We start from the raw sequence: 20,219 nt of genomic DNA on the forward strand, positions 1-20,219 counted from the left end.
CCCCCCCCCCCCCCCCCCCCTTCCGGGTCAGGGCCTCAGAGCCCCAGCTCGGCCTCGAAGTTGCCGGCCTCCAGCCGCTCCTTCACCGCGACGAGGAAGCGGGCCGCGTCCGCGCCGTCGATCAGCCGGTGGTCGTACGACATGGCCAGGTAGACCATCGAGCGGACCGCGACGACCTCGCCCAGCTCCGGGTCGTTGACCACGACCGGACGCTTCACCACGGCGCCCGTGCCGAGCATCGCCGACTGCGGCGACGGCACGATCGGGGTGTCGAACAGGGCACCCCGGCTGCCCGTGTTGGTCAGCGTGAAGGTCGCGCCGGCGATCTCGTCGGGGCTGATCTTGTTGGTCCGGGTGCGCTCGGCCAGGTCGGCGACCCGCTTGGCGATGCCGCCCAGGTTGAGGTCGCCGGCGTTGTGGATGACCGGCACCACCAGGCCCCGCTCGGTGTCCACGGCGATGCCGAGGTGCTCCGCGTCCGGGTAGGTGACCGTACCGGCGTCCAGGTCCATCCGGGCGTTGACGATCGGGTAGGTCTGCAGGGCCTCGATGGCGGCCAGGGCGAAGAACGGCAGGAAGGACAGCTTCACGCCGTGCCGCTGCTGGAAGGAGTCCTTGGCCTGGGCCCGCAGCTTGGCGACCTTGGTGACGTCCACCTCGATCACCGTGGTGAGCTGCGCCATCTCGTGCAGCGACTGCTGCATCCGCTTGGCGATGGCCGCGCGGATCCGCGGCAGCTTCTCGGTGCTGCCCCGCTTCGCGCTCGGCTGCGGCTTCGCGGCCGGCTTGGCCGGAGCCGCCGCCGGAGCCGCCGCGGCGGCCGGCTGCGCGGCCGGCGCGGCCTGGGCGGCCTTCGCCTTCTCGGCCGCCTCCAGGACGTCCTGCTTGCGGATCCGCCCACCGACGCCGGTGCCGTTGACCGAGGAGAGGTTCACACCGTGCTCGGCGGCCAGCTTGCGCACCAGCGGGGTCACGTACCCGGCAGCCTCCTCGCCGGCCTGCGCGGCCGGGCGCTGCGGCGTGGGGGTCGGCGCGGCTGGCTGTGCGGCCTGCTCGACCTTGACCGGCTCGGCGGCCCGCTCCGTCTCGGCCGCCGGCTCGTTGTACGCCGCGCCGGGGGTCGGCTCCTCGACCTTGGGCTCCGGCTTCGGCTTCGCCTCGGCCTTGGGCTCGGGCTTCGGCTCCGCCTTCGGCTGGGCCGGGGCGGCGCCGGCCGCGCCGACGATCGCCAGCACGCCGCCGACCTCGGCGGTCTCGTCCTCGGCGACCTTGATCTCCAGCAGCGTGCCGGCGACCGGCGACGGGATCTCGGTGTCGACCTTGTCGGTGGAGACCTCCAGGAGCGGCTCGTCCACCTCGACGGTCTCGCCGACCTGCTTGAGCCAGCGGGTGACCGTACCCTCGGTGACGCTCTCGCCCAGGGCCGGCATCGTGACCGGGGTGCCCTCGCCCGACGGCGCGGCGGCCGGGGCCGGCTCCTCGACGGCCGGCTGCTCCGCCTCGACCTCGGGCTCGGCAGCGGCCTGCTCGGCCTGCTCCGCCGGGGCCTCCTGCTGCGGGGCGGCCCCACCGGCCTCCTCGCCCTCACCGGCGATGACCGCCAGCTCGCTGCCGACCTCGGCGGTCTCGTCCTCGCCGACCACGATCCGGCTCAGCACGCCCGCCGCGGGCGACGGGATCTCGGTGTCCACCTTGTCGGTCGACACCTCAAGCAGCGGCTCGTCGACCTCGACGGTGTCGCCCTCCTGCTTGAGCCAGCGCGTGACGGTGCCCTCGGTGACGCTCTCGCCGAGCCGGGGCATGGTGACCGATACCGGCATGTTCTCCAGACTCCTTCATTCCCCTGGTGGGATCATCGCCCGTCGCCGGACGCCGCGGTTGTCGTGTCAGGCGTGCGCGTGCAGCGGCTTGCCGGCGAGGGCCAGGTGCGCCTCGCCCAGGGCCTCGTTCTGCGTCGGGTGGGCGTGCACGAGCTGCGCCACCTCGGCCGGGTACGCCTCCCAGTTGTAGATGAGCTGCGCCTCGCCGATCAGCTCGCCGACCCGGGCGCCGACCATGTGCACGCCGACCACCGGGCCGTCCTCGACCCGGACCAGCTTCACGTGGCCGGCGGTCTTGAGGATCTGGCTCTTGCCGTTGCCACCCAGGTTGTAGTTGTAGGTCTTGATCTTGTCGGCGCCGTACTGCTCCTTGGCCTTCGCCTCGGTCAGCCCGACCGACGCCAGCTCCGGGTCGCAGTACGTGACCCGCGGGATGCCGGCCTCGTCGATCACGGCCGGGTTCTGGCCGGCGATCTCCTCGGCCACGAAGATGCCCTGCTGGAAGCCGCGGTGCGCGAGCTGCAGGCCGGGCACGATGTCGCCGACCGCGTAGACGTTCGGCACGCTGGTGCGCAGCCGCTCGTCGGTCAGCACGAAGCCGCGGTCCATCTTGACGCCCTGCTCCTCGTAGCCGAGGTTGGCGGTGTTCGGGCCCCGGCCGACGGCGACCAGCAGCAGCTCGGCCTCGACGGTCTCGCCGCCCTGGATGGTCAGCTTGACGCCGCTGTCGGTCTTCTCGACCTTCTCGAACGGCTTGCCGACCTTGAAGTTGATCTTCCGCTTGCGGAAGGCCCGCTCCAGCGCCTTCGACGACTCCTCGTCCTCGGCGGCGACCAGGCGGGGCAGCGCCTCGACGATGGTCACGTCCACGCCGAAGGACTTCCACACGCTGGCGAACTCGACGCCGATCACGCCGCCGCCGAGCACGATCGCCGACGACGGGACCCGGTCCATCACCAGCGCGTGGTCGCTGGTGATGATCCGCTCGCCGTCGATCTCCAGGCCGGGCAGGCTCTTCGCGTACGAGCCGGAGGCCAGGATGACGTTGCGGCCGGTGTAGCGCCTGCCGTCCACCTCGACTACGTTCTTGCCGACCAGCTTGCCGGCGCCGGCCACGAAGGTGATGTTCTTGGCGCTGCCCACCAGGCCCTGAAGGCCCTTGTAGAGCCGGGCGATCACGCCGTCCTTGTACGAGTTGACCGCGGCCATGTCGATGCCGACCAGTTCGGCCTTGACGCCGAACTGCTCCGACTCGCGGGTCTGGTCGGCGATCTCGGCGGCGTGCAGCAGGGCCTTGGTCGGGATGCAGCCGTTGTGCAGGCAGGTGCCCCCGAGCTTGCCCTTCTCGACGAGCGCGACGGAGAGGTTCAGCTGGGCGGCACGCAGCGCCGCCGCGTAGCCGCCGCTACCACCTCCGAGGATGACGATGTCGAAGGTCGTGTCGTTCGGCTCGCTCACATCCAACTCCCAGGTCGCGTCACTGCATCGGGGGTTACGGCGGAGTAACAGGCACACCCCACCTCGGTCATCTTGTCACCACCGCGGACCGGGCGCGTAGTGAGGTGCCCAACGACACGTCGGTGGCACGTACCCTTGGCATCGTCTTCGATAATGTGCGGGGGAGGAGTGGGTGCGGTGGGGCTGTTCCGACGACGCAAGCGGACCGGCGCGGTGAGCCGCGACCGGGTTGCCGATCGCGCCGATCTGGACCACCTTGAGAACTTCGTCCGCACCCGGCGCGGGGTCGAGGCGTACCTGGAACCCCGGACCACCGTCACCGAGACCACGCTGATGCTGATCGCCGACGACGGCGAGTGGACCCGGCGTCGGGTCGGCGACCCGACGGAGGCCCGCCGCTTCGCCCACAAGCTCGCCATCCCGATCTACGACGTCCGCCTGATGGGCTACCCCCAGCGCATGCGCGACTACAACGAACGCCGCAAGCGCCGCCCCGAACTCTTCTGACCCCCGCCCCGAGGGGCCTGATTCACGGAAAGAGCGGTCATTCCGCGTCGGAAAGCCACTGTTTCCGAGAATCAGCGCGGAAAACTCGGGCGCGGGTGGGGAGATGCGGACGGGGGCGCTCCCCCAAGGGAGCGCCCCCGACGTCGCGTCGGTGCGGGGTCAGCCGTTGGCGGCGACGTCGTCGACGAGGTGGACCAGGGTGCGGACCGGGACGCCGGTGCCGCCCTTGGTCCAGTAGCCGGTCGCCTCGCCCGAGTGGTAGCCGGGGCCGGCGATGTCGATGTGCGCCCACGGCACGCCCTCGGCGACGAACTCGCGCAGGAAGACACCGCCCTGGAGCATGTGCCCGGCCCGGTCCATCACCGCGTTGACCTGCGAGATGTCCGCGACGTCCGAGTCCATGCCCTTGCGCACGTCGTCGGGCAGCGGCATCGGCCAGGCCGGCTCGCCGGTCGCCTCACCGGCGGCCTTCACCCGCTCGCACAGCTCCGGGGAGCCCATCACGCCGGCGATCTTCTTGCCCAGCGCGATCACCTGGCCGCCGGTCAGCGTGGAGGTCTCGAACAGGTAGTCCGCGCCGTCCTCGCAGGCCCGGGCGATGGCGTCGGCCAGGACCATCCGGCCCTCGGCGTCGGTGTTGAGCACCTCCACCTTCTTGCCGCTGTACATGGTGATCACGTCACCCGGCCGGTAGCTGGTGCCCGACGGCATGTTCTCCGCCATCGGCAGGTACCCGGTGACCGCCACGGACGGCTTGAGCGCCGCGACCGCCAGCATGGCCGCGCCGACCGCCGCCGCGCCCGCCATGTCGGACTTCATCTCCCACATGCCCTGGGCCGGCTTGATCGAGATGCCGCCGGTGTCGAAGGTGATGCCCTTGCCGACCAGCGCGACCCGCTTGCCGTTGCCACCGCCCGCCGGGGTGTAGGTGAGCTTGACCAGGCGCGGCGGCGCCTCGGAGCCCTGGCCGACGGCCAGGATGCCGCCGTAACCGCCGGCGCGCAGCGCGGCCTCGTCGAGCACCTCGACGTCGAGCCCGGCCTCCCGGGCGGCCGTGGCCACGGCCTCGGCGAACGCCGGCGGGCGCAGCTCGTTCGGGGCGGTGTTCACCCAGTCCCGGCTGGTCAGCACCGCGCCGGCCACCGCCTGGGCCCGGCTGACCTCCGCCTGGGCGGTCGCGTCCGCGGCGTCCGGGACGCCGACCAGCACCTCGGCCACCGGCTCCCGACGGGTCGGCTGCGGCTTGGTCTTGTAACCGGCGAACCGGTAGCCGCCGAGCAGCGCGCCCTCGGCCACCGCGCGCAGCGCGGCCGGGGCGTCGGCGTCGTCGGGCAGCGGCAGGGCGAGCGCGACCCGCGGCGCGCCGGCCAGCGAGCGGACCGCCGCGCCGGTGGCCCGGCGCAGGATCTCCGGGGCCGGGGCGGCGCCGGTCGGTTCCGGACCGAGGCCGACGGCGGCGACCACGGGCGCGGTGACCGTGCCCAGCGTGGCCAGCTTGATCACCTCACCGGCGGCGCCGGTCGCGCCCAACAGGGCCAGCGTCTCGGTCAGCTTGCCGTCGAACGCGGCGGCGATGCTCTCCGCGCCGCTGGCCAGCAGCAGGGCGGTGGCCGGTGAGCCGGACTCCTGCTCGGCGGTCTGGCTGTGCACGCCGATCACGATCGCGTCGACGGCGAGTTCGGCGGGGTCGGTGTCGACCAGGCTGAGGGTGGTGCGGGGCGATGTCACGAAAGCTACTCCGGGCGGGCCGGGCCGGCCGCGGCGTCGCGTACCGGCGATGAAGGTCTCCGGCGGCAACCTACCCGCCGGACGCGTGGCTGTCCCGCCGATGTGCGTAGGCGGGCTCCCGCCGATGCTAACCACGCGTTCAGGTGGCGGTAAGTTGCCACCCATGACCGAGGTGACCTCCGACGCCGCCGCGACCCGGCTGCGTCGTTCCCCCCTGCACGAGCGGCACACCGCACTCGGCGCCAAGTTCGCCCCGTTCGGGGGTTGGGAGATGCCGCTGGAGTACGCCGGCGGCGGCGTGCTCAAGGAGCACACGGCGGTCCGGGCCGGGGTGGGCGTGTTCGACGTCTCGCACCTGGGCAAGGCCCGGATCACCGGGCCGGGCGCCGCGGACTTCGTCAACGCCTGCCTCAGCAACGACCTCGGCCGGATCGGGCCCGGCAAGGCGCAGTACACGCTCTGCTGCGACGAGGCCACCGGCGGCGTGGTGGACGACATCATCGCCTACCTGCACGCCGACGACCACGTCTTCCTCATCCCGAACGCGGCGAACACCGCGGAGGTCGTCCGCCGCCTGCGCGCGGCCGCGCCGGACGGGGTGACGGTCACCGACGAGCACGAGGCGCACGCCGTCCTCGCCGTGCAGGGGCCGCGCTCGGCGGAGCTGCTCGGCGCGCTGGGCCTGCCCACCGAGCACGACTACATGAGCTTCTCCACCGCCACCCTCGACGGGATGGAGCTGACCGTGTGTCGCACCGGCTACACCGGCGAGCTGGGGTACGAGCTGGTCGTCCCGGCCGCGCACGCGCCCGCCGTCTGGGACGCGCTCTTCGCCGCCGGCGAGGCGTACGAGCTGCGGGCCTGCGGGCTGGCCGCGCGGGACACGCTGCGCACCGAGATGGGCTACCCGCTGCACGGGCAGGATCTCTCGCTGGAGATCACCCCGGTGCAGGGCCGCTCCGGCTGGGCGGTCGGCTGGGACAAGCCGGCCTTCTGGGGCCGGGACGCGCTGCTCGCCGAGAAGTCCGCCGGCCCCCGCCGTACGCTGCGCGGCCTGGTCGCGGTCGACCGGGCCATCCCGCGTCCCGGGATGGCCGTCCACGTCGGCGACCAGCGGGTCGGCACGATCACCAGCGGCACGTTCAGCCCGACGCTGAAGCAGGGCATCGCCCTCGCCCTCGTCGACACCGATCCCAAGCTCGCCGACGGCGACGTCGTCGAGGTCGACATCCGTGGACGCCGCGCCCAGATGCGCCTCCAGCGCCCGCCGTTCGTCCAGCCCTCCGTCCGTTGACGTTCGGGCCGGTCGAGGAGTTCGCGTCGCCGGCAGCCGGCTCCCGACGCGAACTCCTCGACCGCCGCCGAGGTCACGGGGTGGAGGTCACCTCGGTCGGGGCGTAGTGACGCATCTCCTCGATGTCGTTGACGTAGGGGCGGATCTCGCGGAAGAAGGCGGGGAAGTGCGGGCCGCCGCGGAAGCCCCGGAGGTGCTCCTCCGCCGACGTCCAGCGGATCCGCAGCACGTATGCGGCCGGGTCCTCGACGCAGCGGCTCAGCTCGTATCCGAGGCATTCGGGCGCGGCGTCCAGCGCCCGCGCCGCCCGGGCGTACGCCGGGACGAACTCCGTCTGCCGTTCCGCCGGGACGCGGTACCTGATGTACTCGACGATCATGCCCACCAGCCCACACCGGGACCGGTGCGTGAACAAGTACGCACTTTCCGGTAAGTAGGGGGGACCGCGTGGCCAAGCGCTACCACTGTGCCGTGGAGGTGGCCGTCGACGTGATCGGCGGCCGCTGGCGGCCGGTGATTCTCGCCCACCTCAAGGAGGGCGTGCACCGCTACGGCGAGCTGCGCCGCCGGCTGCCGGAGGTCAGCGAGAAGATGCTCGTCCAGCGGCTGCGGGAACTCGAGGCGGAGGGGCTGGTCGCCCGGCACGACCTGGGCAGCCCGCAGGCCCCGCACGTCGAGTACCACCTCACCGCGGAGGGCCGCACCCTCGTCCCGGTGCTGGAGGCCCTGCACGCCTGGGGCCTGGCCCGGGCCGCCCGGACCGGCACCCCGATCGAGCCCTGAGCCGGGTCAGTCGGCGGTGGGGGGTTCGCCGGCGTCCAGCACGGCCTGGGTCCAGCCGCCCTCGATGACGCCGGTGCCGTCGAGGACGGCCCAGTCGACGACGTCCGTGGCCTCCACCACCACCGGTGCCCCGATGCGCACCGTCGGGTCGGTGGCGGCGTCGCTGGCACTCGCGCCGACGATCCGCTCCGGGCTCTCCCACGAGGTCACCCCGGCCCAGACGAACTCGGGACCGTCGTCGCCGGGCAGGCCGTACTTGACCACGAGCTGGGTCTCGGCGGGGAGCCGCCCGGTGAGGAAGCGGGCCCGGATGTCGCCCAGCCCTTCCCGGGCGGTGGCGATCGCCCGGCTCATCGCGTCGCCCGGTCGGGCGTACCGGACGTCCGGCTGGATGCCGTTGAACAGGGTCGCGCAGGCCGCGGCGAAGTAGCGGCCGGGCGGCCCCGGGTGCCCGGGCGGCGGGCGCAGGGTGAGGAACGAGTCGGCGTCCGGGTCGGTCGCCGGGTCCAGCTCCAGCGCCAGCAGCACCGGTGCCGTCGCGCCGTGCTGCTCCGGGTTCCCGTACGCCACCGCGATGTCGTGCCCGGTCACCGTGGCCAGCACCGGCAGCTGCACGAACGCCGGCACCTCCTCGCCGGCCAGCCCCTCGGTCCACTCCCGCAGCAGCCGCCGCGCGGCGCCGGTCATCACCGCGCCCCAGGCCCGGGTGAGGTGGTCCGGCACGCCCTGGGCCTGCAGCTCCAGCAACCCGAACCGGCGCAGCCCCTTGGTGGTGAACCAGAGCCCGTCGGCGTCCGACGAGTACGGCACCAGCACCCAGTCGACCAGCCGGATCCGGCCCTGCTCGTCGGGGAGCGAACGCAGCGCCGCCGCCGGGTCAAGGAACTGGAGACCGAAGACGTCCACCACGTCCCCGTCCACCGTCTCGGCGACCGCCGCGGCCACCGCCCGGGCCGCCCACTCGTGCGCCGGCGGCCAGCCCGGCCGGTACTCGGCCTGCACCACCACCAGGTGGGTGGCGGCGGCCAGCCGGGCCAGCTGCTCCTCGGTGGCCCCGAACGCGGTGAGCAGGTCCGGCGGCAGCTCGGGGAACTCGCTGATCGGCCGGGTGTCGACGCTCATCAGCGGGCTGTCCAGCATCTGCCTGGCCAGCCCGTACACCGGCTCGGCGAGCCGCCCGGCGAGGGCCTGCACCGCGGTCTTCGGGCTCACCTTCGGCAGCCCGGTGATGGGCACCAGGTAGGTCGCGTCCAGCGACTCCGGGACCGGTACGGGTAGGAAGTCGTCCGTGATGAGCATGCCGTCCCCCTCGACACCGCCGGTGCTGTCGCCTGAGAACGCTACCCGCCCGGACGGGGGAGCCTCAGCCGGACAGCACCAGTCCCAGGTAGGACAGCGTGGTGACGATCTCAACGGTGGCACCCAGCACGTCCCCGGTGATCCCGTCGAGCCGGCGTACCACGTGCCGCAGGAGCCCCGCCGCGACGGCGAGCGCGGCGACCACGGCGAGCGGCCCCTGCCACGGCCGGCCCGGCACCGCCGGCACGGCCAGCAGCGCCACGGCGGCCGTGCCGACGACCAGCGCGACCGGGCCGACCGTGCCGGCCACCAGCGCGCCCAGCCCTTCCGGGCGGGCCGCCGGCACGCCGCGCCGGCAGGCCAGCGCGACGCCCAGCCGGCCGGCCGCCGTCGCGGCGACCACCGCCGCGACCGCCGCCGGCCCGGACCGCCCGGTCAGCTCCGCGAGCACCGCGGCCTGGAGCAGGAGTACGACCACCAGGGCCACCACGCCGAACGGCCCGACGTCCGGCTTCTTCATGATCTCCAGCGCGGCCGCCCCGCGCCGGTACGACCCCAGCGCGTCCACGGTGTCGGCCAGCCCGTCCAGGTGCAGCCCCCGGGTCAGCAGTGCGCCCACCCCGACGGTGACCGCGGCCGCGACCAGCGGGGGAGCGAGCGCGGCGCTGAGCAGCAGCGTCGCCGCGAGCACCGCACCGAGCAGCGCCCCGACCGCCGGGGCGAGGGCCATCGCGGCACCGGCCGCGTCCCGGTCGATCCGGCCGGCGCGCACCGGCAGCGTGGTGAAGGTGGTGAGCGCCAGCCGGAGGCCGGCGGCGAGGCGCGGGTCAGTCGGCACGTCGGCCGGGGGAAACCGGCTCGTCCGGGCCGGTGGTGGCGGGCCCCGGGCCGGCCGGCTCCGGCTCGGCGAACTCCGGCTCCTGCCTCGGCTCCGGCTCGGTGCTGGTCGGCCCGGGGCCGGCCGGCTCGGGCTCGACGAAGTCCTCGTCGTCCTCGCCGCTGTCGCTCAGCGACGGGTGCACCGGCAGACCGGCGGCGAGCGCCACCGCCGAGCGCAGCAGTGGCAGGGTGGCCAGCGCGGTCGCCCCCTCGCCCAGGTCGAGCCGCAGGTCCACCAGCGGGGTCAGGCCGAGCACGTCGGCGGCGAGCCGCACCGCCGGCTGCCCACCGTGGTCCGGCAGCAGGCACCAGTGCCGGGCCTGCCCGGCGAGGTCCCGGATGACCATGCCGGCGGCGACGCCGACCGGGCCGTCCAGCAGCACCGGGACGCGCCGGGCGGTCGCGCCGAGCAGCACGCCGGTGGCCACCGCCACGTCGCCGCCGCCCAGCTCGGCCAGGATGTTCTTCGCGTCGCGGGAGGAGCGCCGGGTGCGGTGCAGCGCGTCCCGGACCGTCGCGCAGCGGACCATCCAGGCCGCGTCGTCGTACTGGCCGTGCTCGGTCAGCACCCGGCCCAGCACCGCCGGGGGTTCCGCGCCGGCCGTGGCCGCCAGCACCGCCGCGGCGGCCGCCTCGGTGCCGGCGCCGCAGGCGGCCAGCACCAGCAGCTGCACGCCCGCGTCGGCGGCCTGCTCGGCCAGCCGCCAGCCGTACCGCAGGGCCGACTCGACCCGGTCGGCGCTGAGCGCCGGGCCGTCCTCGATGGGCGCGGAGGGCGGCGTCTCGACCACCTGCAGGCCGGCCCCGCTCTCGGCCGCCAGCCGGGCGAGGGCCCCCTTTCCGGCGCGCGCCTGCCGGGCACGGCGGGCCGACTCGCCGGGTACCGCGCCGGCCGAGGCGCCGCCCGCGTGGTCGCCGTGCAGCAGCAGCACCCGGACCGAGTCCCACGGGGCGGGGGTCGTGGTGCCCTGGGTGGCGGCGGCGAAGCCGACCACCCGCTCCAGCATGCCGAGGCCGCCGCCGGGCACGTCCAGGGTGGCGAGCCGGTCGACCGCCTGCGGGCCCGCGTAGTCGTCGGGCATGGGCAGTTCCATGCCGGGCTGGATGACCAGGCCGGTGGCGATCATCGGCAGCGCCATGGTGGGGGCGGCCCAGTCGGCGTCCGTCGCGCCGGGCGCGGGGGCGGGGGCGGGCGGCACGGCCGGGGTCAGCACCTCGGGCAGCGTCTCCTGCGCGGTCCCGTTCGCCGTCTCGGCCGGGGCGCCGGCCTGGCCGGGGCCGGCCTGCGCGGGCACCGGGGGGTGCGGTGGGGCGCCGGTCGGCTTCAGCCAGGCGGGCTGGCCGGCCACCACGAGGACGACCGCGTCGCAGGCGTCGGCGACCGCGCGGTTGGTGGCGCCGAGCGCGTCGGTGAAGGCCCGGCCCAGCGCGGTGGTCGGCACCAGGGAGAGCCCGACCTCGGGGCTGACCAGCACCAGCCGGGCGGGGCTCGACCGGACCGCGTCCGCGAGTTCGGCGATGGTGGCCGTGTCGTCGGCGGGCTGGTGGGCCGGGTCGAGCAGCACGGTCACCCAGCCGCCCAGGTCGTCGACGAGCACGGTCTCGTTCGGCTCGGCACCGGTGATCACGTCGGCCAGCCGGCGCGGGTCGGTCGCGGTCTCCTCGGTGGTCCAGCTCCCCGGCCGGCGGGCGCGGTGCGCCGCGAGGCGGGTCGCCCACTCGGTGTCCTCCGGCTCCCCTTCGGGGGCGGTGGCCACGTACCGGACCGTGGGGGCGTCGGCGACCAGCGATTCCGCGAACTCGGACTTGCCGGACCGGATACCGCCGAGCACCAGGAGCGTGTTCCACCCGTCAACGGACATGCCCGTACCTTAAGGCCGCCCGGCGGGTCGCCGCCCGCCGGCCCGGACGCCGGCCGGCGGGCGGACGGGCCCGCTCAGGCGCAGTGCTCGAACGGGCTGCCGTAGCTGGCCCCGCCGGTCGACCCGCCCCACTTCACGCAGACGCCGGGCGCGGCGGCCCGGACCGGTCCGGCGTACCACTTGTACGCCCCGCTCTCGGTCTGCCGGGTCTTCCCCTGCACCTCCAGGTAGGCCGACACGGTGGTGGCCCGGCCGGCGTCGAGGTCCTTGAGGGTGACCACGCAGTTCGTCCCGGTGGAGGTGTTGTAGAGCAGGTAGACCCGGCCCGTGCGGACCCCGTTCGCGGTCAGCGTCGCCGAGTCGATCACCTGGTAACCGCTGCCGCACACCTGCTTGGCCGTGTACGGGTTGGGTTGCTGCGCGGCGACCGAGCTGGTCGCCGGCGCCGGCGACCCGGTGTCACCGGGGGTCGGCCGCGTCCCGCTCGACGGGGTGGCCGCCGCGGAGCGGCTCGGCGTGGCCGACGGCGACCGGCCGGGCTTGCCGGTGCGGCCGGGCGTCGCCCCGGGCGTCGCCTTGGTGGCCGGTGGGTCGGTGCCGGCCGGCTCGGCGAACGCGGACTCCCCGGCCAGCGTGGCCGGCCGTCGGGCCGGGTCGTCCGATCGCAGCGCCGCCACGGTCACGGCGGTCAGCACCGCGACGAGGACGACCCCGGCCGCCCCGGCCAGGGCGAGCACCCGGGCGCGTCCGTAGCGGCCGCCGGCCGGCTCCTCCAGCGTCGGCGGCACGCCGGAGCCGGGGTGCGGGTTCCGCGCCGGCGGGTACCCGCCGGGACCGGGGGAGGCGGCGCCGACCGCCCAGGCCGGCCCGGGCTGCCCGCCGGGGTGCGCCGCGGACCGGGCGGATCCGGTCGGGCCGTCGAACCCGCCGGCGCCGGCGCCGGTGGCGGCCCGGCCGGGCGCGAAGCCCGGCGCGGCGTCCGCCGGGTTGACCGGCGCCGGTCGGCCCGGGTCGGGGACGGCACGCCGGGAACCGGCGCCCGCCGGTACGCCGGGCGCGGACAGCGCCGGCCCGACGGGCGGCTGGCCGCCGGCCGGCGTACCCGGGGTCGGAACGACCGGGCCGGGTGCGGCCGGCCCGCCCGGGACGGGCAGCGCGGCCGGGCCGGGGACGGCCGGGCCGGCCACCGCCCACGGTGGGCGCGGCGGGGCGGGGAGCCGGGCCAGGGTGGCGTCGCGGGCGTCCTGGGCCGCCTCGGCCAGAGCGAGCGCGCTCGGGTGGCGGTCGCGGGGGCTCTTCGCCAGCGCCTGACGGACCACCTCGATCACCGCCGGGGGCGTGTCCGAGGGGAGCGGCGGCGGCTCGTCCTGGGCGTGGCGCATGGCCACCTGGAGCGGGTTGTCGCCCTCGAAGGGCGGCCGGCCGGCGAGGCAGAAGTACGCGACGGCGCCGAGCGCGTAGACGTCGGTGACCGCCGAGACGGGCTGCCCGACGGCCTGCTCCGGCGACATGAACGAGGCGGTGCCGAGCACCGTGTGCGCGGCGGTGATCCCCGCCGTGGCGCTGGCCCGGGCGATGCCGAAGTCGACCAGCACCACCGTGCCGTCCCGCTTCACCAGCAGGTTGCCCGGCTTGACGTCGCGGTGCACGATGCCGGCCAGGTGGGCGGCGTGCAGCGCGTGGGCGCCCTGCGCCACCACCGACATGGTCGACGCCGGATCGAGCCGGCCGGCCCGGCGGATCCAGGTCACCAGCGGCTCGCCGTCGACGTACTCCATCACCAGATAGCTGACCTGGCTGCCGTCGACGAGCGTGGCGGTGCCGAAGTCGTGCACCTGCACGATGCCGGGGTGCCGCAGCGCGGCCAGCATCCGGGCCTCGGCGTGGAAGCGGGTGGTGAACTCCGGGTCGGCGACCAGCGACGGTAGCAGCACTTTCACCGCGACGTCCCGGCCGAGCAGGGTGTCGGTGCACTTCCAGACGGCGCCCATGCCGCCGGTCGCGATGCGTTCGCCCAGCCGGTACCGGTCGCTGAGCACCACTCCTTGAGTCAGCACCGCGCCACCGTACCGGTCCACGGCGAACCGCATGATCCATGTGGCGGCCGGACCGTTCCGCGTCCGGCCGACTAGGCTTGCGGGGGTTTCCGTCCGAGGAACGGCGGCGAGGGGAGACACGGCATGGCGTGGAGCTGGCGGTACGAGGGCACGGGGGGCGAGTCGGTCGACGGGCCGAGCGAGTCGTTCGGCAGCCAGGCGGACGCCGAGTCGTGGATCGGCCAGACCTGGCGGGAGCTCGCGACGTCCGGCGTCACCTCCGTCGCGCTCGTCGAGGACGACCGGGTGGAGTACCGGATGAGCCTGCTGCCGATGGCGGAGTGATGGCATACGACCGCCCGGGCGACCCGCTGGTGCTCGGGGTGCCCCGCGCGGCGTTCCGCCCCAGTCCGGTCTTCCTCGCCCTCGCCGCGCTCTTCGTGGCCAGCGGGGTGATGACCTGGCTGCGCTTCGGCAACGTCCGGCTCGACGTCTTCCTCTTCGTCGTCTCCGGCTGGCTGGTCTCGCTGTGCCTGCACGAGTACGCCCACGCGGTGGTCGCGTACCGGGCCGGCGACCGGGACATCGCCCACCGGGGCTACCTGACGCTCAACCCGCTCAAGTACACCAACCCGCTGCTGTCCATCGTGCTGCCGGTGGTCGTGGTGCTGCTCGGCGGCATCGGCCTGCCCGGCGGCGCGGTCTGGGTGGACCGGCACGCCATCCCGGGCCGGCTGCGGCACACGCTGGTCAGCCTGGCCGGCCCGGCCACCAACGTGCTGTTCACCCTGCTGCTGGTGGTGGCGCTGCGGATCGGGCTCGGCGCCGGCGGGCCGATCGAGTTCTGGGCCGGCCTGGCCCTGCTGGCGTTCCTGCAGCTCACCGCCAGCGTGCTCAACCTGCTGCCGGTGCCCGGCCTGGACGGCGGCAACATGATCCAGCCCTGGCTGAGCCCCCAGTACCGCCGGATGTACGACCTGTTCGCCCCGTGGGGGTTCATCCTGCTGTTCGCGCTGCTGTGGAACCCGCGGATCGGCGGCGCGTTCTTCGGCGCGATCTTCACCGTCTCCGACCTGATCGGCCTGCCCCCGGAGCTGTACCGCGCCGGGCTGTACCTGATCCGGTTCTGGCAGGGCTGAGCGCCCCGCCCCGAAACCGTCCCGAGCCGCCCGGTCCGGCCGGCGTGGACGCGCCGGCCGGACCGGGACGGGTCACGGCCGCTGGGCGGGGGACTCGGTCTTCGCCGGGTCCCGCTCGGTGACCGGCTCGACGATCTCGTCGATCGCCTTGAGCAGGTCGGCGTCGAGCCGCACGCCGGCCGCCTTCACGTTGTCGTGCACCTGCTCCGGGCGGGAGGCGCCGACGATCGCCGAGGAGACGTTCGGGTTCTGCAGCACCCAGGCGAGGGCGAGCTGCGGCATGGTCAGCCCGGCCTGCTCGGCGAGGGGCTTGAGCCGCTGCACCCGGGTGAGCACCTCGTCGTTCAGCCAGGCGGCGATGAAGTTCGCCCCGGACTTCTCGTCGGTGGCCCGCGAGCCGGCCGGCGGCGGCTGGCCGGGCAGGTACTTGCCGGAGAGGACCCCCTGGGCCATCGGCGACCAGACGATCTGGCCGACGCCCAGCTCCTCGCTGGTCGGGATCACCTCGGTCTCGATGACCCGCCACAGCATCGAGTACTGCGGCTGGTTGGAGACCAGCGGGATGCGCAGCTCGCGGGCGAGGGCGTGGGCCTCGCGGATCTGCGACGCCTTCCACTCAGAGACTCCGATGTAGTGCGCCCTGCCGGAGTGCACGACGTCGGCGAACGCCTCCATCGTCTCCTCCAGCGGGGTGCTGTAGTCGTACCGGTGGGCCTGGTAGAGGTCCACGTAGTCGGTCTGCAGCCGGCGCAGCGAGCCGTCGATCGACTCCATGATGTGCTTGCGGGACAGCCCCCGGTCGTTCCGGCCGGGTCCGGTCGGCCAGAAGACCTTCGTGAAGATCTCCAGCCCCTCGCGCCGCTCACCCTTCAGCGCGCGCCCGAGCACCTCCTCGGCCTTCGTGCCGGCGTACACGTCGGCGGTGTCGAAGGTGGTGATGCCGGTGTCCAGGGCGGCTCGCACGCACGCGGTCGCCGCCTCCTCCTCGACCTGTGAACCGTGGGTGATCCAGTTGCCGTACGAGATCTCGCTGACCATCAGGCCCGAGCGGCCTAGGTGTCGGAATTCCATGCCTCGACCCTAGTCCCGCTGCCGGCTGTGCCCGGTGGCGCGTCCGGGGTGGCTCAGAGCACCGGGCTGGTGTCGGCGAGCAGCTGCTCGATCTCGGCGAGCACCGCGGCGCGGCTCGGCTGCACCGGGTCGATCAGCGGCTCGCCCCGCCGGTCCCGCGCACCCCACCGGCCGGACTCGTCGCCGACGAGGAAGGCGACCGGATGCACCACCAGGGCCGAGTAAACCGGCGCAACCAGCACCCGCCCGTGTCGGTTCACCACACCCCGGCGGCCGGCCAGCTCCACCACGGCCAGCCCGTCCTCGGTGAATCCGTCCACGTTCCGCCCGTCGGCGAGAGCGGTGGTGAAGCCGTGGTAACGGGTCGGCACCACGACCTGGCCGGTGTGGTCGACGGCGCCCCAGCCGCCGTTCTGCCGCACCGCGGCCACGCCGTGCCGGAACGGGCGTACGTCCTCGAAACCCGGCGGGATCTTCACGATGTTTGTCGGGTCGACCGCCATCCACCTGCCCTTGCCGTCCATCGAGACCCAGGCCAGTCCTTCGGAGAACGAGCTGACCCCCCGGTAGCCGTTGTTCGCCCCGATCAGCGCCACGCCGGCCGTGTCGATCAACGCCCAGCGGGACGCCTCCGGCAGGCGCACCCAGGCCACACCCTCGTGGAACGGCTGCACCTCGGCGTACCGGTACCCGACCGCCAGGTTGCCGTCGGCGTCCGCGTACCCCCAGAGCTTCTGGTCCTCGTCGAAGGTGGGCACCGGATACCGCTCGTGGCCCAGCACCGCCTCCCGGCTGCGCGGCTTCGGCCCGAAGCCGTCCGTCGCGGCGCGCTCGGCGACCGCGTCCAGCGCCACCTCGGTACGGGCGCTCAGTTCGGCGTCCTCACCCTGGCGCAGGTCCATCGCCCGCTCGAAGTGCAGGCACGCCTCGGTCAGCCGGCCCTGGTCGTAGCAGCTGCGGCCGGCATGCTCGTGCAACGACGCGCGGAGCCGGTCGGGCAGCTCCGGCGAGTTCGCCTCGGCGAAGAGCCGGTCGGCCTCCGCGTGCTCGCCCCGCCAGCGCAGCACCTCGGCGAGCCGGGCCCGGGCCAGCGCGGTACGCCGCAGCTCGCCGGTGGCATCCGCGTACGTGAGGGCGAGCCGGGCGTCGGCCAAAGCGTCGTCGAGGTCGCCGAGGATCCGGGACGCCACCGAGCGCAGGCTCAGCAGCCGAGCCCGGGTGCGGTTGTCCAGCGCGCTGCCCAGCTTCGCGGTGAGCCCGTCCCGGACCTCGCGCAGCGCTGCCGGATCGGGGGCCTCCTCGCGCAGGGTCTGCGGGTGCAGACGCCAGCGGAACGCGGCCAGCGCCTGCTCCGGGTCCGCCGGGCGTACCTCCGGTCGCTCGTCCTCCGCCGGGGAGTTCTCCGGCGCGGGTTCGGCCGTGGACCGCTCCTCGGCCTGGTCGGCCGGGGTGACCTCGGCCGCTGGCGTCGGGTTTCCGCTCGAGCTGACCTGCGGCGCGGGCGCGTCCGGGGTGGGCGGTGGCGTCGACGGCGGCTGGCCGGAGGTCCGCGCGGGGGCGTCGAACGAGGCCGCCGGCTGGTCGGGACCCTCGGCCGGAACCGGGGTTACGGGTCCCGTGCCGGCCGCTGCCGCCTCGGTCGGGGAGTCGACGGCCGGTGCCGGGTCCCGGCTGTCGGGGGTGCCCGCTCCGGGGTCCGCCGTGGGCGGTAGCCGGTCGGTGCCGGGTGCCGTGCTCTCCGGACCGGCGTGCGCTGCCGTGACGTCCGGTACCGACGCGGACGGCGCGGCGGTCCGGTCGGTCGGGGGCGCGGACTCCGGCGGGACCGACCCGGACGCTTCGGGCGGCGCGCCGCCCGGAGGTCCGGCCGCGGGGTCGGCCGGACCGCCCGGCGGTACCGCACCCTCGTCGGGGAGCACCGGGACGGCATCCGCGCCGGGTGTCGGGTCCGGCGTCGGGCTGCTCGCCCTGAACCAGGCCGCCGGCTCGTCTTCGCCGGCGGCGTCCGCCTGCCCCGCGGGCCGGTCCGGCTGCGACGTCCCGGGGTGGCCGCCGCCCGCCTCGGTGGACCGTGCGGGGCCGAGGGTGACGATCTCGTCGGCGGTCTCCGGGGCGGCCGGGGCGTCAGCCGGGGCCGGGCGGGAGCTGGTGGCCGACGCCGGCTGCCCGGCGGCGTCGACGGTTGGCGGCGGAACGGCGGTGCGCTCGGGCTCGTCCGCCCGGACTCCCGGGTATGCCGGGTGTGCCGGCGACGGCCCGGCCGGCCGCGCCGCGGGCATGCCCGGGTGCCGCGCCGCGGCGCCCGCAGCCCCGGACGACCACGCCGGTGGTGCGGAGGCCGGCCACGCAGTGGCCTCGTCGACCCGCCTGGACGGCTCGTCCCGGCCGACCGGGCGCGGCCGGTCGGGGCCGGCCGGCGGGGTGGCGGGGGCTGGCCGGAACTCGACGCGCGGGTCGGCAGCCGGTGGCGCGGAGGTCGGCGTCCCGGGCAGCGGAGGCCGCTCCGGCCGGTCGCCGGGCGGGTACGCCGGCTCGTCGGAGACCGGCCGGCCGGGCCCGGTGGCACCCGCCACCGGCACCGCGGAGACCGGGGTACCCGGGACCGGGCCACCGGGGACGGGGCCACCGGAGACGGGGGTGCCGGGGGCCGGTGCGCCGGACACCGGCGTGCCGGGACGGGCGGCGCCAGGGGCCGGTGCGCCGGAGACGGGCGTGCCTGGGACCGGGGCACCCGAGGTGGGTGCCATCGGGCGCGGATCGGGCCGGCCCACCGGCTCCATCGGCGGGGGGCGCCGTCCCCCGTCCCGTCGGCCCGAAGCGGCCGGCATCGAGGCCGGGCGCTGCTCGTCCGGTCGTTCGGGTGGCGTCGGGCGCCGCCGCAGGTCGTCCGGGCGCGGCGCGGTCGTCGGCCGGGCCGGCCGGCTCTCCGGGCGGACCGGGGCCGCCGGCAGGGACGACTCACGCGCCTCGTCCGGTCGGGCCGGCGGCACCGGACGCGGTCGTGGGTCGTCGGGGCGCGCCGGCGCGGGTGATGTCGGCCGGTCGCGCAGCTCCTCGGGCCGGGCGCGGGCCGCCGGCTCGGCCGGCGTGCGCCAACCGTCGCCGGGACGCACCGGGCCGGGTTCGGCCCACGCGTCCGGACCCGCCCGGAACTCCGGCCGTGGCCCGACCGACTCCGGCCGTGGCCCGACCGACTCCGGCCGTGGCCCGACCGGCTCAGGCCTGGGGCCGACGGAGTCGGGGCGCGGACGGGTCGGATCCGGCCGGGGCGCGTCGAACCGGGGGTCGGTGGACTCGGGGCGCGGGCCGTCGTGCCGGGGCCCCACCGGGTCGGGGCGGCCACCGTCGTAACGGGCGGCCGCCTCGTCGGCCGGGTGGGCCGGCCGTCCGTCGGGGCCGACCGGCGGGCGGTGCCGCTCATCGGGGCGGGCGGCGGCCGGCTCGGTGCGGGGTCGCCGCTCGACGACCGGCCACTCCCCGCGCGGCCGGACCGGCTCGCCCGGGGGACGCTGGTCCTCCCACCGCTCGTCCGGCCGGAAGGCGGCCGGGCGCGGCCCGTCGTACCGGCCGGACTCCGGACGGTACGGATCCACCGGGCGGCGCGGGCCATCGGGCGCGTCCCGGTACGTCTCGGCCCGCGCGGCAGCTTCCCGGCGCGGGTCGGCCTCGCGACGCGGCGCACCGTCGAAGCCCCGCTCGGTGGGCCGTCCGTAGCCCGGGTCCCGCCCGTCCGTCGGGCGGCCGTAGCCGGGCTCGCGCCGATCGGCGCGCCCGTCGAAGCCGGGTTCGCGGCGGTCCGCCCGACGGTCGAAGCCGGGGCCGCGGCGTTCCGCCGGATGTTCGAAGCCGGGTTCACGGCGCTCCGGCCGGCGCTCGAAGCCCGGCCCGGGACGGGTGCCGCGGGCCGGCTCCCCCCGATCGACGGGGCCGTCGAAGCCCGGTTCGCGGCGGTCGAGTGGACCGCGCGGGGCCGGGGCGCGCCCGTCGGGCGCACCCCGGCGCTGCTCGGGTCGACCGGGATGCGGCTGGGGTCGGTGCGGGAACTCGTCGGGCTCCGGGAGCCAGCCGGGCTCCGGCGCGGGCGAGACCGGCCGGTGCGGGCCACCGTCCCGGGCCCACCGCTGATCGGGCCGGTCCTCCCGCCACGCCGCGGGCAGGTCCCGGTCCGGCGTCCCGTTCGGGCCGCGCGGGTCGTACCGCTCGTCGCGGCGCGGGCCGCGCCGGTCCGCCCACGACCGACGCCCGTCGCTGCGCTGCTCCTCCCGGCCGTTCCCGTCCGGGTACGCGCGTCGCTCGCCCGGACCGGGCCCACGCCGGTCACCCGGGGCCGGGCTGACCGGATA

General features: G+C 75.7%; 14 protein-coding genes and 2 pseudogenes. 5 read left to right on the forward strand and 11 right to left on the reverse strand.

Translation table 11 applies throughout. The annotated features are described in order from the left end of the window. Positions 1–35 precede the first annotated feature (35 nt). Together sucB and lpdA are read right to left on the reverse strand one after the other, a co-directional pair. Entirely contained in the window at positions 36–1,820 is a 1,785-nt protein-coding gene (sucB, locus tag ACL02O_RS28475; protein WP_412821254.1) for a 2-oxoglutarate dehydrogenase, E2 component, dihydrolipoamide succinyltransferase, read from the reverse strand. A 66-nt stretch (positions 1,821–1,886) separates the two neighbouring features. After that, entirely contained in the window at positions 1,887–3,278 is a 1,392-nt protein-coding gene (gene lpdA / locus ACL02O_RS28480; protein WP_412821255.1) for a dihydrolipoyl dehydrogenase, read from the reverse strand. 177 nt (positions 3,279–3,455) lie between these two features. On the opposite strand from lpdA, the gene ACL02O_RS28485 reads away from it, so the two are divergent. Then, positions 3,456–3,785, forward strand: coding sequence for a hypothetical protein (locus ACL02O_RS28485; RefSeq protein ID WP_412821256.1), 330 nt, complete (start codon positions 3,456–3,458; stop codon positions 3,783–3,785). Between the two features lie 159 nt (positions 3,786–3,944). Here ACL02O_RS28485 and ACL02O_RS28490 read toward each other — a convergent pair whose 3' ends face one another. Beyond that, positions 3,945–5,513 (reverse strand): leucyl aminopeptidase, encoded by a 1,569-nt coding sequence (locus tag ACL02O_RS28490; RefSeq protein WP_412821257.1) that lies wholly within the window; start codon positions 5,511–5,513, stop codon positions 3,945–3,947. A 163-nt stretch (positions 5,514–5,676) separates the two neighbouring features. Here ACL02O_RS28490 and gcvT point away from each other — a divergent pair, with 163 nt between their 5' ends. Further along, positions 5,677–6,807, forward strand: coding sequence for a glycine cleavage system aminomethyltransferase GcvT (gene gcvT / locus ACL02O_RS28495; RefSeq protein WP_412821258.1), 1,131 nt, complete (start codon positions 5,677–5,679; stop codon positions 6,805–6,807). Between the two features lie 73 nt (positions 6,808–6,880). Here the strand turns inward: gcvT and ACL02O_RS28500 are convergent, their stop codons facing one another. After that, positions 6,881–7,186 (reverse strand): putative quinol monooxygenase, encoded by a 306-nt coding sequence (locus tag ACL02O_RS28500; RefSeq protein WP_412821259.1) that lies wholly within the window; start codon positions 7,184–7,186, stop codon positions 6,881–6,883. 68 nt (positions 7,187–7,254) lie between these two features. Here ACL02O_RS28500 and ACL02O_RS28505 point away from each other — a divergent pair, with 68 nt between their 5' ends. Then, positions 7,255–7,590 carry a winged helix-turn-helix transcriptional regulator gene (locus ACL02O_RS28505; RefSeq protein WP_412821260.1) on the forward strand — a complete coding sequence of 112 codons (336 nt, stop codon included), beginning with the start codon at positions 7,255–7,257 and terminating at the stop codon, positions 7,588–7,590. Between the two features lie 6 nt (positions 7,591–7,596). Here ACL02O_RS28505 and ACL02O_RS28510 read toward each other — a convergent pair whose 3' ends face one another. The 5 genes and pseudogenes from ACL02O_RS28510 to ACL02O_RS28530 all read right to left on the reverse strand — a co-directional run bounded on the left by ACL02O_RS28510 (position 7,597) and on the right by ACL02O_RS28530 (position 13,687). After that, entirely contained in the window at positions 7,597–8,889 is a 1,293-nt protein-coding gene (locus ACL02O_RS28510; RefSeq protein ID WP_412821261.1) for a DUF2314 domain-containing protein, read from the reverse strand. A 64-nt stretch (positions 8,890–8,953) separates the two neighbouring features. Then, a complete protein-coding gene (gene cobS, locus ACL02O_RS28515; RefSeq protein WP_412821262.1) occupies positions 8,954–9,727 on the reverse strand; it encodes an adenosylcobinamide-GDP ribazoletransferase in 774 nt (257 codons plus the stop codon). Then, on the reverse strand, positions 9,717–11,630 hold the full coding sequence (locus tag ACL02O_RS28520; RefSeq protein WP_412821263.1) for a bifunctional adenosylcobinamide kinase/adenosylcobinamide-phosphate guanylyltransferase: 1,914 nt from the start codon (positions 11,628–11,630) through the stop codon (positions 9,717–9,719). The genes cobS and ACL02O_RS28520 overlap by 11 nt, the downstream gene beginning before the upstream one ends. A gap of 74 nt (positions 11,631–11,704) precedes the next feature. Beyond that, positions 11,705–12,367: a hypothetical protein gene (locus tag ACL02O_RS28525; RefSeq protein WP_412821264.1), complete on the reverse strand. Its 663-nt coding sequence runs from the start codon at positions 12,365–12,367 to the stop codon at positions 11,705–11,707. Further along, positions 12,319–13,687 (reverse strand): annotated as a pseudogene (locus ACL02O_RS28530) (serine/threonine-protein kinase). Before ACL02O_RS28530 ends, ACL02O_RS28525 begins: the two are co-directional and overlap by 49 nt. 123 nt (positions 13,688–13,810) lie before the next feature. On the opposite strand from ACL02O_RS28530, the gene ACL02O_RS28535 reads away from it, so the two are divergent. After that, a complete protein-coding gene (locus ACL02O_RS28535) occupies positions 13,811–14,011 on the forward strand; it encodes a hypothetical protein (RefSeq protein WP_412821265.1) in 201 nt (66 codons plus the stop codon). Beyond that, complete coding sequence (locus tag ACL02O_RS28540; RefSeq protein WP_412821266.1) at positions 14,011–14,805, forward strand: site-2 protease family protein; 795 nt, start codon at positions 14,011–14,013, stop codon at positions 14,803–14,805. The genes ACL02O_RS28535 and ACL02O_RS28540 overlap by 1 nt, the downstream gene beginning before the upstream one ends. Before the next feature lie 72 nt (positions 14,806–14,877). On the opposite strand, the gene ACL02O_RS28545 is transcribed toward ACL02O_RS28540, so the two are convergent. Beyond that, on the reverse strand, positions 14,878–15,876 hold the full coding sequence (locus ACL02O_RS28545; protein ID WP_412821267.1) for an aldo/keto reductase family protein: 999 nt from the start codon (positions 15,874–15,876) through the stop codon (positions 14,878–14,880). Between the two features lie 53 nt (positions 15,877–15,929). Further along, a pseudogene (locus ACL02O_RS28550) lies at positions 15,930–17,489 on the reverse strand (WG repeat-containing protein); the annotation flags it as partial. Between the last annotated feature and the right edge of the window lie 2,730 nt (positions 17,490–20,219).

The organism is Micromonospora mangrovicola (assembly GCF_047200535.1).
Classification (GTDB): domain Bacteria; phylum Actinomycetota; class Actinomycetes; order Mycobacteriales; family Micromonosporaceae; genus Micromonospora.